This is a genomic window from Tenacibaculum profundi (assembly GCF_052050075.1).
In the GTDB taxonomy this organism is placed as follows: Bacteria; Bacteroidota; Bacteroidia; order Flavobacteriales; family Flavobacteriaceae; genus Polaribacter.
Genome location: NZ_CP197225.1, coordinates 3135244 through 3153584 on the forward strand (window position 1 = coordinate 3135244; position 18341 = coordinate 3153584).

Annotated in this window: 9 protein-coding genes; all 9 read left to right on the forward strand. The window is 28.0% G+C overall.

Annotation, left to right across the window (positions count from 1 at the left end; genetic code table 11):
* Positions 1-3 precede the first annotated feature (3 nt).
* Positions 4-2733 (forward strand): reprolysin-like metallopeptidase, encoded by a 2730-nt coding sequence (locus ACSIGE_RS12805; protein ID WP_440880266.1) that lies wholly within the window; start codon positions 4-6, stop codon positions 2731-2733.
* A gap of 1227 nt (positions 2734-3960) precedes the next feature.
* A complete protein-coding gene (locus ACSIGE_RS12810) occupies positions 3961-6048 on the forward strand; it encodes a hypothetical protein (RefSeq protein WP_440880267.1) in 2088 nt (695 codons plus the stop codon).
* Positions 6049-6068: 20 nt separating this feature from the next.
* Positions 6069-6356, forward strand: coding sequence for a hypothetical protein (locus ACSIGE_RS12815; RefSeq protein WP_440880268.1), 288 nt, complete (start codon positions 6069-6071; stop codon positions 6354-6356).
* Between the two features lie 130 nt (positions 6357-6486).
* Entirely contained in the window at positions 6487-6642 is a 156-nt protein-coding gene (locus ACSIGE_RS12820; protein ID WP_440880269.1) for a hypothetical protein, read from the forward strand.
* Positions 6643-7946: 1304 nt separating this feature from the next.
* The gene (locus ACSIGE_RS12825) at positions 7947-9107 is read left to right on the forward strand and encodes an iron-containing alcohol dehydrogenase (RefSeq protein ID WP_440880270.1); all 1161 of its coding nucleotides are present in this window, start codon (positions 7947-7949) and stop codon (positions 9105-9107) included.
* Positions 9108-10001: 894 nt separating this feature from the next.
* On the forward strand, positions 10002-11531 hold the full coding sequence (locus ACSIGE_RS12830; protein ID WP_440880271.1) for a hypothetical protein: 1530 nt from the start codon (positions 10002-10004) through the stop codon (positions 11529-11531).
* A 238-nt stretch (positions 11532-11769) separates the two neighbouring features.
* Positions 11770-12903 (forward strand): diaminopropionate ammonia-lyase, encoded by a 1134-nt coding sequence (locus tag ACSIGE_RS12835; RefSeq protein ID WP_440880272.1) that lies wholly within the window; start codon positions 11770-11772, stop codon positions 12901-12903.
* 494 nt (positions 12904-13397) lie between these two features.
* Positions 13398-15593, forward strand: a complete 2196-nt coding sequence (locus ACSIGE_RS12840; RefSeq protein ID WP_440880273.1) for a TonB-dependent receptor — start codon at positions 13398-13400, stop codon at positions 15591-15593.
* A gap of 615 nt (positions 15594-16208) precedes the next feature.
* Positions 16209-16700, forward strand: coding sequence for a hypothetical protein (locus ACSIGE_RS12845; RefSeq protein WP_440880274.1), 492 nt, complete (start codon positions 16209-16211; stop codon positions 16698-16700).
* Positions 16701-18341: the final 1641 nt, after the last annotated feature.

An 18341-nucleotide genomic window follows, 5' to 3' on the forward strand; every position in this document is an offset into this window, starting at 1 on the left:
AAAATGAAAAATAATTTAGTTATTGTCATGCTGCTGATGGCAAGTCTTTCTTCGGTATCTCAAAATAACAATTTTTGGAACAAAGTTGTTCCATCAAAAAAAATAAAAAGCAGAAATATTATTGATAAGAAATTACCAATAAATAATATTTTTAGTTTAGACATTGAGAGCTTAAGAAAAGCCCTTACAAAAGCACCTTTGAGGAGAATTACATCAAAATCTTCTGATTTAATAATTTCATTTCCTGATGCAAAGGGTGTCTTTGAAAATTACAGAATTTTTGAAGCTTCTGTGCTACATCCAGAACTAGCAGCTAAATATCCTAATATAAAGTCTTATGCAGGAATAAATGTAGAAGATTCAGGAGACAGAATTCGTTTTAGCATTTCTCCAAAAGGGCTTCAAAGTATGCGTTTGGGAGTTGATAAAGCAACCGTTTTTATAGAGCGCTATTCTCAAAAAGAGCATATTTATAGTGTTTTTACCAAATCAGATAAGCCAAAAAGCTTTACAGGTTTTAACTGTACAACTGAACCAAAGATTAATAAAAAATCAACAAAAACAGTAGATCTCAAAAGAAATGCGAATGATGGTATTTTAAGAGTTTATCGGATTGCTATTTCGACTACGGGAGAATATACTAAATATCATGGGGGTACTAAGGAAGGGGCTTTGGCTGCTATCAACGCTACCATGACAAGAGTAAATGGAATTTTTGAAACAGAATTTAATGTTACGATGGAGATCATAGCAAATACAGATGCAGTTATTTATACAGATATGAATAACGATCCTTATTCAGCAGATTTAAATACCGAAACTCAAATAACATTAACAGGGGTAATTGGTGAATCAAACTACGATATAGGACATTTATTTCATATGGCATATCAAAATGGACAGGCATACGTAGCTAGCGTTTGTGTTGACGGAAAGAAAGGAGGTTCCTATAGTTGTCATCAAATTCCAGAAGGAGATGTTTTTGATGTAGATTACGTAGCGCACGAAATTGGACACCAATTTGGAGGAACTCATACTTTTACTTTTGACGAAGAATACCCAAGTAATGTACAAATGGAACCAGGGAGTGGGTCAACGATAATGGGTTATGCTGGGATTACATTAGATACTGATATACAGTCGCATAGTGATTCTTATTTTCATGCGGCAAGTATAGAACAAATAACAAATTATATAAAATCAACTTCTTGCCAGACAGACATAAATACAGGAAATAGTGCTCCAGAAGTTAGTGCAGGAGTAAACTATATTATACCAAAAGGGACTCCGTTTGTTTTAACAGGAATGGCTTCAGATGCTAATGCTTCAGATGTTTTATCATATTGCTGGGAACAGATTGATGAAAATGGCGCAGCACATACATTTCCAGATGCAAGTAAGACTTCAGGTGTTGCATTTAGATCTTACGCTCCAACAAGAAAACCTTATAGATATTTTCCTCATATGGATATTATTAAAAAAGGAGAAACACAATCGACTTGGGAGGTGATACCGAATGTAAATAGAGAATTAAACTTTAGATTAACAGTAAGGGATAATAGAATTGGTGGTGGAGCTAACAATAGTGATGATATGAAGATAACTGTGAATGCCGATGCAGGGCCTTTTAAAGTAACTTCGCCGAATACTGAACTTAGTTATCCAGCAGGAAGTGAACAAGTAATTAGATGGAGTGTTGCTGGTACAACTAGTAATGGAATTAACGCTAAGTCAGTTGATATTTTACTATCTACTGATGGAGGAGAAACATATCCAATTGTATTAGCAAATGGAGTTTTAAATGATGGATCTTGTAAGGTGTTGATTCCAAATTTATTAGGAGCTAAAAATAGGGTTATGGTAAAAGGAAGTGATCATGTTTTTTTCGATATCTCAAATAGAAATTTTAGTATTATTGAAAGTACAGCAAAACCAAAAGGTAATTGTATATCATTAGATTTTAATGAACATGAAATTAATTCTTTCTCAAATCAAGACAAAATAGGAAACTTTTCTCTTACTCCTGAAGGAAATGCTATTACTTTAAAGGACAACACATGGAAGTATATTAATTATCCCTATACGATAACACCGAATACTGTAATTGAGTTCGAATTTGATAGTACTTCAGAAGGAGAAATTCACGGAATTGGTTTTGAAAATGATAATGGTTTAACCCCAAATAAATACTTCAAGATTTTTGGGCGCCAAAATTTCGGAGTAACTAATTTTAATAATTTTGCTCAAGGTACAAAAACCTATGCTATTCCAGTGGGAGATTCTTATACAGGGAAAGTAGATAAAATTGTTTTTATAAATGACAATGATGAAGGTTCAGGAAATAACTCTACATTTTCAAATATAAAGATTTACGAAAAATCTTGTTTAGAAAGTAAGTTTAAAGGAAATATAATTTTTGGAAGCAGAATTGATATTTTGGGAGATGAGTATGAAGAGGGACTAACATTTTTAAATATAGCACCAAACCCGATAAAAAAAGGTAGTTCTTTAAAAATTTTGTCAACCACGAATAAGGATTTGTCAAACTTTTCTTTTATCGTAAATGATATGCTCGGTAGAATATTAATAGAAGGAATATTAGATAAGGGCAGAGTTACTAATTTGGAAAAAGATAAAGCAGAGGTTAATATTGAAAAACTAAACTCGGGAGTTTACATTATTCGATTAGAAAATGGTAATCTAAATGTAGTGAAACGTTTTATAGTAGAATAAATTGATAGAAGTCAATAACAGTAAAATAAATTTAAGGAAAGGATTAGAGTCAATGGATTCTAATCTTTTTGATTTATTCAAGTAAATGTTGAATTTTAAATAAATGATAATCAGTTATTTTACTGGGGTGTTAATTTTTCTTTTGAACGTATTTTAAACTTGTCTCATCGACAGATTTTATTAACTCATCTAATATTTTATCAAATCAATTTGGCTGTACGCTATATTTGGGTAAAATAGTTTGATATTTCAATTTTAGTTAGTTTGTATTAGTTTGGAGAGAAGAGTCTTTTATATAAAATAGCCTCTTCTCTTTATTATTTTGATATTGTAAACATGAATTTTTTTGAATTATTTATTGGATAAGTAGCTATTTGTAGTAGATAATTTTCATTATCTACATATTTCTGTTAATGGTTTTTACAGGTGTTTTATTAGTGTTTTTACCTATTTTTACGCAAGAAACTTTAAATTATATTTGAAAACGATAGAAGGGTACTGCGTATTAACTAAGCATAAAATTTATAAACAATGATTTAATTAATACGCAGTTTATTTTTTATTTCGCTTCCTCAAAAAGATATAATCTTTGTTTTTACGATTTTTTACTTCTTATCTTCCATTAGAATTATTATATTTACTTTTTATATTTGTTTTACTGCGTATTAACCAAACTTTTCATACTACTGTTTTTCTTTTAAGATGTTAGTACGCAGTTTTATAAAAGGTTATACACTTAATTTATTTTTTCTAAATCATAATTAAATTATCGCAAATGGAGAAACCCCTTCTTGTGACTGACCATCTTAGCAAAAATTTTTAAAAGCTATGTGTTAATGTCTTTGTAGATTATTGTAAGGAACATATTAGGTATATAAGTTTTTAATTATTTTAAAATTTAACCTCCCTTTTTAGATTACAATATTATGTTAATAAATCCATTCGTATGCTAGTATGAATATTTGAGTTCGTACAATTTTTATAGTATAATATTGGGGTTTCGATATTTTGTTGTTTGATATAGTTTTCTTTAAGTTTAATATCATTCTATCGTTTTTTTTAAAGAAAAGTTTAACACTTAATTAAACTCAATCTTTAGTACTATTGCAGCTTTTTAAAACAGTGTTTTGAAAAATTAATGTAATTCACAATCCTTAATAAACAATAATGCGAAAACAAATATTTAGTCAATTTTACATACGCTTAGTATTCTTTGTACTGTTTTTTATGAGTCAATTTTTAATAAAATTAAAAGCACAGGAAATAGAACAATTTGATCGAGGTATAAATGATTTTAGAACACTTTCTTATGCTCAATGGTATGTTTTAAATACCCATTTTCCTGCGAGTCAATTATATATTGATCAATGTCACGAAACAATGAATGAAGCATTAGTCAAAGCGACAGCTGAAGACAATAATGAGTTGTTAGCTTCGAACATGATTAGAACTTCTTTTTCTAATAACGAAAAGCTATTTATTGAAACAGCTTTATTTTTTTCATACGCTAATGATAAGATACCTAACTATCATGAGAATAAATTAACCTTGGAGGAGGTTGATAAAGCAATAAAATACTACAGTCGTCACCTTAAAGCTCAGTATCATTTTATAAAGGCAATGCAATTAATGGCCAATGTAAAGTCTTATCCTACAGCAGAAGATGTTGCTAAAGAGGCTCTTACTAAAGTTGGTTTAGACCCAGACTTATTGTATGTTTCTATCTACAATTTTTATTTATTGGGTGATAAAAAAGCGTATCCATTATGGAAGTATTACTTAAGATCAACTGCAGCCACAGGAAAATATAATCCTGTAATTGTACCTGATTACCCTCAGGACTCTATTAATAGCCGCAATATCGGTAAGTTCAAAGAGATATATTATTCTATGGAACTTGCTTCAAAACATTATAAAGATGTTACTAATAAGTTCGCTAACTCTCAGTCTTTTGACATAGACAAAAACTTTGAAATGAACTATATTTATGCAAGAATACTGAGTGACGACGGAGTAAGTGATGAAGTAGCTATGATGATAACAGAAAAGCCAGAGACAGCGCACTATTTAAGAGCGGCTTATTATGGAGATTCTGATAAGGCTTTGGTTTATCAAGATACAAGCATTATTGATTCTCAAAGAAAAATTTATCTTTTGCAAATCAATGGTATACAGTATGATATTTCTGTGTTTCAAAGTTTAAATGATTTTAAGTTAGCCTTATATAATAATCGCTATTTCTATGCTCCTCTGTGGACAAAAGTTGAAGAGGGAGATACCTATAGATATATTTATAACAACTTTAAAGAATATGCATTAGAGGATAATAGTGTATATATATGGGATCAGGCTAGATGGGAGCAAGGAATAAGTTTGGTACCTATAAATAAAGATTACCCAATAAAAGATTTAGTCAGTAAAGAATATAATTCCTTTATTAATACAAATTTAAATGAAATAACAGATATTGGAAGTGCTGCAAAAACTATTGTTAAAGAAATTGTTTCATATATTCCCGTAATTGGTCAGCCAATAGATTTTATTTGGAATTGTGTTGAAGGAAACGTTAAGGAATTATTACTTAATATTGCATTTATAACAGGAGAGATTACAGATGATATGGTTTCTGTTAATAATTTTTTTTCAGTTGGAAAAAGAACTGTTCAAATAACAAGAAACCATACAAGAAATATTAGTGAATCAATACATAGGTCATGGATTCGCAACCCTATTCGTTTGAAAGATGGACGATATGGGTATTTGGCAGGACCAACAAAGTCTCACGTTTTTCCTGGAATGGTACCAACAGTTGGAGATTTTGCTAAATTAAAAGCAAACTCAGCGGCTCATACCATTGAAAGGCATGGTTTTCATATTACTGAGGAAGCATTAAAAAGAAGAGCTACCGAAGGTGTTGCGCCAGATGGTTCATCCATTGCTAAATTACAAGGAGGGAGACGAATAGGAAATATAATACCTCCAATGTCATCTAAATTTATAGATGCCGGTAGTATAAAAAAGGCATTAAAAGCAGTAGATGAATCCACGGAGGTTTTTAAAGAAGCTTTAAGAATAAGTGAGACCGAACTTGGGAACGGAGAAACTGTGACTCAGTTTAAATTCCAAGTTGATCTAGGAGAAACTATCGGCTTAGGTTATAAAAAACCTGTGGGAGCACCGAATTATATTTTAACAGGTCAAAAGTTATCAGGAACGCCAATAAAGGTTAATGATTTAACCAAAATAGAAGTTCGTTATAAGTTAAATCGTACTTTAGGTAAATATGAAATAAATACAATGTTTCCAATAGAATAATTATGGTCAAATATAAAAAATTGAAATATTCAATCAAGGAGTTTTCGGCAGATTGGGAATTAACAAATGAAGAGTATGAGAATAATTTTAAAACTCTTTTAGAAATAAATCAAGGTTTAGCAGATGAAATAAAGGAAGAACTTATTCAAGCCTTACAAGATCCTGAATGGAGTTGGGTAAAAATAGGATATGATACCAATTTTATAGGTTCAGATGATTCAGAGGAAAATGTTTGGTTAACTGTAAAATATTTAATTTGGGATATTATTGCCCCTGATGAAGAGCCTCCTGCTAATAGGTTTGTCTAGTTTTGGTAATTTATTCATATTCGTTTTACTATTTTTCTTCTAGGCTTTAAAGTGGTGGATAACTTTATGATATAGACATTCCATTACTTTTAAATTTGGAGGATCGGGAGAAAAATTAAATATTGTTTTTATGCATGCTGCTATTAATAGAGTCAATAGTATTTTTATAAAACAATATGAATTAGAAGTAATTCGGTTAAAAGATCTTGATAATGTAGAAACGGTAAATGTTAAAACGGCTATCGAACATCAAATTGATATTTCCAGTTATTCAAAATTAGCTTAGAGTTTTTGACCATAAGAGTTTTCGATGATTAGCTGATTTTTACATTGGAAACATTTTATAAAATGAAAAAAGCTATCAGAACAATTAAAGGGGAAAAATATTGTGTTGGGGTGTTTTATTCTGATAGCTACAAAAAATTAACTATTAAGGGATAATTAATATTAGGGGGTTGATTAATTACACGGCAAATATATAAATGAATAGAGAAGGAATAATCAATGTAGTGTTTGTGAAGATGTAATTTACTTAAAATAGAAAAGAGATGTCCAAAAAGAGAAAAATAACTAACAAATTAAGTGTTATTTATATTTTCATTTTCAAGTATTTTTATTGGTTTGTTTAAAATAGACTTTACAAACATGAAGAATTATATTTAAAATAAGCTAATACATTTTTCTTTGATGAAGAAAAACAAAATTATGACCTGCTTGAAAAATAGAAAAAGCTATCAGAACATTAGAAGGGATGTAATCACATTTTGTATAATTTTTATTCTGATAGCTTAAGACAAAAACATAAATTACTCCAAGGAATAATTAACACTTAAAGGAAACGGCTGAAGATTTATAAAATTGTAAATGAATTAACTATTTTATTAAGCAAGAGATTTAATAAACATAAATTTTGTTTTAGAAATTAAGAATAGGTTTTGTAAAGAGGATTGCCTTCTTGTTGTATTATATTAAAAAAAATAATTATTAAATAAAGAGAAGAAAAAATAATCTAATTCAATCTTGATTTATAATAATTAATGCAAAAAAAAGAAAAGAAATGTCTAAAAAGAGACAGTCCTCTATTAATCATAAAGTCTGTTTGATGGAATTTATTATTACTTATCAAAATAATAGTTTTTATAATAATATAAGAAGCTACCAGAACCCTCTAAGATGAATTTATTTAATTCGTTTTTATTCTGATAGCTTAAGACAAAAACCATTATTTCTCTAAATGAACTAACATCAAGGAAATTAATAATATCATAAATTTATTACTACATTAATTGATAATACTAATTGTTGTGTTAATGAATAGGAATTTTACTTAAAAAATAAAAGAGATGTCTAGAAAGAGAATATTGTATGATAGGATATTATTTGATACTGAGAAATATAAAATTCATGAGCTTATTTCACTTTTAATTAAGGTTGTTTATTTGCCGTAAGGAGGGCTATAAGTAAACATTATTAAAATTCTTGTTGTTGGCTAATAGTAAGGTTATTAAGGTTAAAATTTTTATTAACATAGATCAACCTTATTTCGCTTCTGCTTATTTAAATTTGAAGTAATAAAGAAGAAAAACAAATATGAATAATTTTGAGTTTAAAAATCCGACAAAAATAATTTTTGGTAAAAATCAAATAGCTAAAATAGCTAATGAATTACCTAGAAATGCAAAAGTACTATTGTTGTATGGAGGAGGAAGTATCAAAAGAAATGGAATATATGATAAAGTTAAGCTAGCTTTATCAGAATTTGATGTGCTAGAATTCGAAGGAATACCGCCTAATCCAGAATATCAAGTTCTATTAAATGCTTTAAAAATTATTAAGGAAGAGAAAATAACTTATCTATTGGGTGTTGGAGGAGGATCAGTAATTGATGGAACTAAGTTTTTATCTGCCGCGGCATTATATGAAGGTAAAACTCCTTGGGATATATTAGAAAAAAAAATAAGAACTATAAAAGGGATTCCTTTTGGAACTGTACTAACATTACCAGCAACTGGTTCTGAAATGAATTCGGGAGCTGTTATTTCAAGAGCTGAAACTAAGCAAAAGTTATCAATGGGTGGTTCTGGTTTATTTCCTGAGTTTTCTATTTTAGATCCTGAAGTCGTTTATTCAATTCCATATCATCAAATATCAAATGGTTTGGCAGATTCCTTTACACATGTTTTGGAACAATATATTACATATCCAATTGGTGCAGTTTTACAAGATCGTTTTTCAGAAAGTATTTTACAAACAATTATAGAAACAGCACCAAGAATACTAGAAGACAAAACTGATTATAAGGCTGCATCTAATTTTATGTGGTCTTGCACTATGGCATTAAATGGGTTAATTCAGAAAGGTGTCCCCACAGATTGGGCAATTCACGGCATGGGACATGAATTAACAGCTCTTTTTGGAATTGATCATGCTTGCACATTGGCAATTCTCACTCCAAGTCATTACTATTACAACTTAGAAACTAAGAAAGAAAAGTTAGCACAGTATGCAGAACGTGTATGGGGAGTGACTTTTGGAAGTATAGAAGAGAAAGCGATAAAGGGAATTGAAAAAACAGAACGTTTCTTTAAAGATATAGGGATTTCTACAAAGTTATCTGATTATACAAATAATTATAAAGGAGCAGCACAAACTATAGCTAACACTTTTGAAGAAAGAGGATGGGTAGGAATGGGTGAACATAAAAAGATATCGCCTAAAGATATTGAAAAAATTATTGAAATGGCTTATTGATAATTTAGTTTTAAAAATGGTTTTGGAGTATTAAATAAACTCTGAAATTGATAGAATAATCAAAAAAGATAAAAAGCCATCAGAACTAAGAAACTGATATTGATTTGTTCTGATAGCTATGACAACGTTATATTACAAATGTATAATTTCATTACTAGAATAAATTTAATGTAGTACTAGTGAAGTACATATTTATAAAGTAAAAAAAGAAATAGTAAACATAAACTATCTGCTACAGCATTCTAATTATTAGAACTAGCTATAATCAAGGGCAAAACTTTTTTAAATAAAATAGGGCTTAGTAATATAGGAATAGTTTAGCATTCAAATTAAGAAAAGAAACTATTGGACTTTAAAATAAAGACTAAAATAAAATACTGAAAATTTGGTTAAACCCTTAAATAAGGGTTTACCAAACTTCAAAGCGGGAGACTTGCTTGCATGTCATATTAAGTTATTGTAATAGAGAGTTCTGAGGTTTTTATATACTCTATTTAAGTTAAAATTTTGTGTTCTAAATTAGAAATAGAAATGGAATTACGTAAAGTTTATAGTTTAAGGAAAGCATGTGTATTTTTAGCTCTACTAGTATTGATGATATCAAGTTCCATAATTTTGAAATTAATAATCTTTTTAAAAGGTTAATCGATTATTTATCAAATAGTATAAGTGAGATGTATCTAAGTAAATTATTCTCAACGTTAATAAAAAAATACGTCTTAAAAATAAAATAGATTAAAAAACTATTTTAATTGCCTTGTAATTACCGACTAGTATTTAAGGTTAAGATAAGTTTTTAATAATTATTTTGTTTAAATAGATCAATTGACAATGTAACCTTTTTGATTTTTTATTGTATTTATAATAACAATAGCCAAATTAATTTTAATAATTATGTTAGCGAAATACAGTATTTTTTTCTTTTCTCTTGGAGTATTATCCATTTTTAGTTGTTTAAAATATAAACAGGATCATAATAAAATAGCCTATACTTTATCATGGGACGGTAAATCTTCTGAATTAAAAGTACATTTAAAAATTCCTACAAAGGGGAAAAAAGAAATTATACTAGTTCATACTCCTGACCCTTTTGATACCGAATTTGAATGTATTTCAGAGTTTACCATAAAAGAGAATATTCCATTCATTAAAGAACATAATAAGTATACAATAAAGAATAAGGATCAAAAAAAAACCATAGAAATTAGCTATCGGATAAATGGTAAAAACAGATATGAAGAAAAACAAACATTGAAGAGTAATGATGTTTTTAGAATGTATTTTCTTCCTAATATAAAAGAAGAATATTTATCCCTATCAGGAAATCATTTTTTATTGAACCCTAAAGATGATGAAATAGCTTCCCTTTTACATACTGTTTCATGGGAAAATGTGCCAGATTATTTAAATAAGTTTGACATTATTGGTAATAAATCAGTAAAAACAGAAGAAATAAATAATTCCATTTTTATTTATAGTAGAGATTTAAAAGTTGAAAAATTTGATAAAAATAATATTTCCCATTATCTAATTGATATAGATAAATTAACACCATATAACCAAAAAAAGGTTAAAGAAGCAGTAAAGGTATTAGTTCCAAATACATTGCGTTTTTTTGATGATTATGATTTCCCATATTATATAGCCTATATTAGACAACCACCTGTAGCTAAATTAACAAAAGACATCTTAGGTAAAAGAAAAGGAGCCATGTCTGCAATGGCAAATGGGAATAGTTTTACTGCTGGTGTCATAGGTGAAATAGGAGAGCATGAATCTTTAATAATCCTTCATGAATCACTTCACAGATGGTTTAAATCTCTTGGGAAAACATTTGAACACCTCTGGTTTAATGAAGGGTTCAATGAGTATGTAACTTTTTGCATGGCAGTAGGATTAGATTATATAAGTGGAGAAAAATTTGAAGAAAATATTAATAGTAATATGAGGTATTATTATTCAACATTAAAGAATTTTCCAGAAAAAAGAAATAATGATTATGTTAGAAAAAATGTAGAAAAAAATCGCAGTTTAATGGGAGCTAACTATGTTAAGGGGTTTATTTTTGCTTTTTATTTGGATAATAAAATAAGATTAATCAGTAATGGATCAAAAACATTTCAAGATTTAATGATTGATTATGCAGTAGTTAGAAAAAACACAAAACTTCCACTGGGACAAAACATTAGTTTGGTAGCTTTTGAAAAAATAGTCGCAAACTATTTACCCTTAAAACAAGTGCAAGCTGATATTAAAAAATATATGATCAATGGAGAATATATAGATTTTAGTAAGGAAAAATTGATAAATGGCATAACTTTAAAAACGAAACCTATAGTTAATCATAAGAATGGGGAAACAGATACAATTCCGTTATTTAAATTTACTTCAAAAAATGAAATCAATGAAATGTTTAAGTTTTAAAAATTTTTTAACTAAATATTTTGTGTAATAACTTAAACATAGTACTTTTTCTAAACTGATTTACTTTTATGAAGTAAGTGAACTAGGAATTGAGCTATTTTAAAGGTGTAGTTGCAAAAAATGAAATTTTTTTATTTTTTTTGCGAAAAATCAAAAACACTAAGACTTTTATTACATGATTTAACTTTTTAAGTTGTTATTTTTCAGTATTGTAAGTTTGTGTAATAAATTATTAGATATGACTGATAAATTTTATAAAAATACTCCGAGTAAAAGTATTATTAATGATGAAGTAATAGATAAATTAAGAATGAATGATGCTTTTGATTTTCATAAATCTTTGAATGTATATCAATCAACCCCATTAATTAAGTTATCTGAGCTATCAAAAAAATATAATGTTGGAAATATTTTCGTAAAAGATGAATCTCATAGATTTGGTTTAAAGGCTTTCAAAGTTTTAGGAGCCTCTTACGCAATAAATCGTCTTTTAGCAAAAGATCCTTCTATAGAAACATTTTGTACAGCAACAGATGGAAATCATGGGCGTGCTGTAGCCTGGTCGGCGAAGACTTTATGTAAAAAGGTTATTGTTTTCGTGCCTCAAGATACAACAATTAAGCGTATTCAAGCTATCGAAAAAGAAGGAGCTAAAGTAATTCAGGTGAAAGGAAACTATGACGATGCTTGTAAACAAGCTAAGCAGATGAGTGAAATTTATGGTTATACACTCATACAAGACACTGCATGGGAAGATTATAAAGAAATCCCCAGTTTAATAATGGCTGGCTATTTAACAATGTTTAAAGAACTAGAAGAAAATCTAAAAACTGAAAAAGTAAAACAATTTGATGTTATTTTTTTACAAGCTGGTGTAGGAAGTATGGCCGCTTCTGGTATTTATTATTTTCTTAATAAATATGAAAAGAATAAACCTAAAATAGTTGTGGTAGAACCAAAAGAAGCTGATGGTATTTTGGAGTCATTTAGAAATAATAAAATATCAACATCAAAAGGAAATAGTAATACGATTATGGCAGGTTTAAATTGTGAAACTCCCTCTGTAATTGCATGGAATTTACTGAAAAGTGGTACGGACTATTCTGTTAAAATTGATGATGCGTATACAAAACAAGCTATGCGAGAACTTTACTTTCCAGAAGGCTCTGATGAAAAAATAATCTCTGGTGAATCGGGGGCCAGCGGTTTTGCTGGTTTTTTAACCATTGTAAATGAAAAAGACTTTTTATCAGTTAAAGAATCTTTGCAAATAAATAACCATAGTAATATCCTTTTTTTTAACACTGAAGGTAATACAGATGAAGATGTTTTTGAACAAATAATTAGTCCAAATTTCACTAAAATTACATAGTTTTTATAATCACAAATAAATCATCTATACTTTTGAAGATGTATGTTGAAAGTATATAAAAGTTTAATATTCAGAAATGCATAAAGTATTAGTTGTTTTGAATAAACATGTTGGATTATAAAATACACTCATCCTTGAAGTATTTATGAAGTTTAATTAGTTTCTAGTCTCCGAATCTCTTTTATCATAAGATAATGTAAAAAAACTAGTGTTTAACTTAAATTTAGCAATAAAGGAAGTGAAGATGTAACTTTTATCACATACTTCATTTTTCTTTTAGCATTAATTTTGGCCTGAATTTAAAATTAATAATGATTTTCTACAAAAAGATTAGGGAGTTTAGATACACGTATAGGTTTTGAAAAATACATACTGTTTAGTGTAAAAAAAGTATTCGTGAAAACTTTTTTCATAAACTCTTGATCTAAAAAATGTAGGAGATGGAATAATCAAATTTCATAATGAATAGAAAGAGGTTAGAAATTAAGAGCCGGATGATAGTATTTTTTATACTATTTATACAACAAATTTTTTCACAAAATATAAAAGGAAAAGTAATTTCTGCTGATAGTATACCTATTGAAGGAGCCTATATCTTAAATAAAAATAGTAATCATCATACACATAGTAACATAAAAGGTAATTTTGTGCTGTCTAATGTCAAAATAGGAGATACACTTATTTTTAGTCATATTAATTATATTAATAAACAAAAAATAGTAGATAATTTAAAGTCAATTTTTATTTCCATGAGAGATGATATAATGTCTTTGAAAGAAGTCACCATTGGTAAAAAAATAAATGCGCTAAACATAATTACAACAATAGATAGTCAAACGATACCAGTAAATTCGTCTCAACAAATTTTACAAAGAGTACCTGGTTTATTTATTGGTCAGCACGCAGGAGGAGGGAAAGCTGAGCAAATATTTCTTCGTGGCTTTGATATAGATCATGGGACCGATATAAATATTACCGTAGACGGATTACCAGCAAATATGGTATCGCACGCACACGGCCAAGGCTATGCAGATTTACATTTTGTAATTCCAGAAACAGTTGAACGAATAGATTTTGGCAAAGGTGCATATTATGGAAATAAAGGAAATTTCAATACAGCAGGTTATGTAAATTTTCAAACTAAATCTAGATTAAAGGATAATCTTATTAAGTTAGAAGCTGGGCAGTTTAACACACAACGGTTTTTAACTATGCTTAACGTGTTAAATTCAAGTAAGAAAAGTGCTTATATTGCCTCAGAGTATATGTCGACAGATGGTTATTTTAAAAGCCCACAGAATTTTAATCGCCTTAATTTATTTGGAAAGTACACAGTTGAGCTTACAGATACAGATAAAGTAGGAATTACTGCATCTCATTTTATGAGTAACTGGAATGCTTCTGGACAAATCCCTGTACGTGCTGTAGATAATGATTTAATAACAAGGTTTGGAGCAATAGATGATACAGAAGGGGGAAAAACAAGTCGCACGAATGTTTTATTTACATACGATAAAGTAATTTCGGATAATACATCAATTAAGAATAGTATTTTTTATAATACTTACGATTTTGAATTATTTTCAAATTTTACATTTTTTCTAGAGGATCCTATAAATGGAGATCAAATTAAGCAAAAAGAAAAACGTAATATTTTTGGAATTAGTAGCGATTACAAAAAAAACTTCACCAATTTAGATGGAGATATTTCAATAGGAATTAGTGTTAGAAATGATCAGAGTTTTGGTAATGAATTATCAAAAACTTTAAATAGGAAAACTGTTTTGAATAGTATTCAATTTGGAGATATTAATGAAATAAATTATAGCACTTATGTAAGTACGACTTTTAACTTTAACAAGGTTAATATCAATCCCTCTTTACGATTTGATTATTTTAATTTTCAATATAAAGATGCCTTGCAAACCAATTACCAAACATTTTCTGAAACAGCTAACATCGTAAGTCCAAAATTAAATGTTTTTTATAATTACAATCAAGACTTGCAATTATATTTAAAAACGGGTAAAGGTTTTCATTCAAATGATACACGTGTAGTTGTGTTAAAAAAAGGAAGAGATATTTTACCTGCTTCTTATGGTTTTGATTTAGGATTTCTTTGGAAACCAACTTCAAGATTAGTAGTTAATACAGCATATTGGTATTTATTTTTAGAACAGGAGTTCGTATATGTTGGTGATGCAGGTATTGTAGAGCCCAGCGGAAAAACAAATCGTCAAGGTATTGATTTTAGTTTTCGTTATGAGCTTATAAATCAGTTGTTTTTTAACGTTGATACCAATTACGCATATTCAAGAGCCTTGGAGAAAATAAAAGGAGAGAACTTTATTCCTTTAGCGCCAGACTTTACGTTAACAGGAGGTTTAAATTATAAGATAAAATCAGGTTTTAACGGAGGTTTACAAGTAAGGCATATCGGTGATAGACCTGCGAATGAGGATAATTCTATTATAGCCAAAGGGTATACAATAACAGATTTCAATTTAGGATATAAATTTAAAAATTTAACATTTGGTCTTCAAATTCAAAATATGTTTGATGTAGTTTGGAATGAGACTCAATTTGCGACAGAATCTCGTTTACAAAATGAAATCGTTTCTAAAGAAGAAATCCATTTTACACCAGGAACACCATTTTCTTTAAGGGGGTCTTTTACGATAGCTTTTTAGAAATATTAGATGATATATTGGGATAGTAATAGAAAAACAAAAACTCCTGAAGAACTATGCTTCAAGAGTTTTTTGAAAAAAACAAAAATATTCAGCCGATTTTTTTCAGTTCGTTTAAGACTTATTTCATATTTACTGCCTCGAACTAAAATTAACAACAAGTTTCCCCAAACTTATTTTGTCTTTATCCCCTTAATAATAAGAATGTCAAGATGACATACAAGTGCAAAGAAACAGGTTTTTCTAGACTAAATTATGTGACTTTTATCACAATTCTTATAATAAATAAGGATCGTTGAAGACAATGTGTTTTTAACACATTAGCGAGATATATCATATACTATAAAAAGAGAAGAAAGTTAAAAACTTTTATAAAGTAATTTAATTATAGGGTTGAAAACATATGTTTAGAATTATTTATGAAAATTTTATAAAGAACTAGATCGACTATAAGCTCTGAAAAGGAGTGTATTGACAACGTAAAAGAATTGGTAAAGAGTGCTCTTTATAAAAGAGTTCAATAAAAGTTTTAAAAATGTGTTTAAAGCCTAAACAAAATAGTAATTTTTAAATTTATTTAATATGAAAAATAATATGGTTGTATTGCTTTTAATATTGACATCAATATATCAAGTAAATGCACAAAAACAATTTACGAATGAACAAGAAGAAGAAAACGGTTTTAGGATAATTGGGATTATTGGACATACTCTTGTTAATAATAAAGGTTTGAATAATGTCATGGTACCCTCCTGGGGTTTGGATGTGGAGTATTGGTTTAATGAGCAATGGGGGATAGGATTTCATAATGATATTGAAATAGAAACTTTTATTATTAAAAATTCAAAAAATGAAGTGGTTGAAAGAGTAAATCCACTTGTTTTCACCTTAGACATGTTGTATCATTTTGGAAATGGATTTGTTCTTACTTTGGGACCTGGAGTTGAGATAGAAAAGGAAGAGTCTTATTATTTAGGAAGAATAGGTATTGAGTATGAAAAAGATATTAATAAATCTTTTTATGTCTTACCAAATATATTCCTTGATCAAAGATTTGATGGTTATAATACTTGGAATGTTGGATTAGGAATTGGGGTGCGATTATAACATATTATTCAAACTATTTTTTAGCAAATCTATTATATTTTTAGCCGTGCTAAAATAATTAGTACAATAATATATAAAAGTAATTGTTTATCGTTATTGTAAATATATTCCATCCAACTGACTGATTTTTATACCTAAGCGAATGCTTAATGTGTTGAAAACGAGTTTAAATTGATGTCGGTTGGATATGGTTATAAAATTATTTAGATGTCAAAAGATATATTTTATAAAAAAACATCTATTTATAATACTAGATACTTTTTTATACCAGTTATTATTGTTTTTTACTCTAAAAGAAAAGTGTAGAGTATAAGTTATCTTCTATTTAAAAATATAAGATTCTAACAGTTTTTTTGACCTAAGATTTGTGTTTAATTATCGAATTTATGGTTCCCTATTTTATAAAAAAGCGGAAAAACACTAAATAGCTGTCGGTTATCCCATTCTTAATAATCTTTTTAAGAGGTACCTTTATATTGTTGTTTTTTCAAGCACAGAAAATAAAGAGAATTTAAATTTTATTATTATGGGGAAATTATTGATAAAAAAAATGAAATTATTTTTAGGTCGCTTATTATTGATTTTAGGTGAATTTGGCAAAGGAGCGAGCTACGCTTTAAGACATTAAAAAACGTATCGAATCAAACTAATTTTAAATAAAACACTCTCAGAATATAATTCTTGAGAGTGTTTTATTTTTTAAGATATTTAGAGTTGTGGAAGTGTTGGTTTAATAAATTTATACTTAGGTTGAATTTCATCTCAATAGAGTTTAAAATATAAAATTTTATATTTTTTTTTAAAAAAAGAAAAATGATGTGCTTAATCATTTTAGGTAGTTCAATAAATTATTGAGAAAACGAAATGGGGTAATTAATTTTAATAATTATTAATTAGGCTATTTCGTTTACTACGATAGAATATAGAAATGATGATTATATAGATGTTTAATTATAAAATTATAAAGCATTGATGTTTATCAAGGCTGTTTACAGGTACTCAATAATGGAAAAAGTGTTTTTCGATTGACTTATTATAAAAAGAGTAAGAAGAAAATCATGTAGAAAAAAATAACTACGCTAAGTCGTTCTTATTTAAAAAATCCATAAGAGTATTTTTTACATTTGTTATAAGAACAAAAGATATTTAAAAATCAAATACAAAGAGAATGTTTATGTTGTTGTAAATTAATAACAAAGAGTTAAATGTATAGGGGGTATAAATGGAATCGAAAAAGATATTAAGTAACCAATTAAATGGTCACTTGAAAGCTATCTTCGAAAAAATAAAAATTTTACCAAGGAGGAACGGTAATGAAAATACTTATTTTTGAAAAAATGTTACAAATCCTTGTTATTAAAATAGTTCAATAAATTAAGAACTGCGTATTAACGATCACATGAAGTGTTGGATATAATAGGTAGTTTGAAAGTTTGGTTAATACGCAGTATTCAAAAAAATATAACGCTAAATTATACAAAAAGATTAAATAAATAAATAGTAGTACTACTGAAAGTATTCTACTTATTTCCCCTTTTAATAAAGGATGTTTAGATAATTTTAGGTAGATGGTTTTACTTCTGTATTTGTAGTTTTTTTATAATAAAAGAACTGATAATGATACTTTTAAAGTCAATAAAA